This is a genomic window from Psychrobacter sp. TB55-MNA-CIBAN-0194, from assembly GCF_040309505.1.
Lineage (GTDB): Bacteria > Pseudomonadota > Gammaproteobacteria > Pseudomonadales > Moraxellaceae > Psychrobacter > Psychrobacter fozii.
The window spans coordinates 1-266 of record NZ_JBEOOW010000373.1; the positions used below are offsets into that span (position 1 = coordinate 1).

A 266-nucleotide genomic window follows, 5' to 3' on the forward strand; every position below is an offset into this window, starting at 1 on the left:
CATGCCAACAACGTCAGTCAGCGCAATACCCAAATCACCGCGATACTCGTGTACCCAAGCTTCAAGCGCTGCTTTTTGTGAGTCACGTAAGCGCACATCCAGTGCCTGAAATGCCTGCATAAACTCATGTGCCATCGTACCAATGGGCGTCATGCCAAGCTTTTTTGCCAAATAAACATTGGACGTGCCGCCCACTATATTTGGCTCAGCTTTGTGCAAAGTCTCAACCACATGGGCTTGCCAGTCTTTATTAAACCGTCTACGTG

The 266-nt window shown here is 48.9% G+C and carries 1 pseudogene; it reads right to left on the reverse strand.

Annotated features, from left to right (window positions below):
• Positions 1-266, reverse strand: a pseudogene (locus AAEY75_RS15515) (nicotinate phosphoribosyltransferase); the annotation flags it as partial.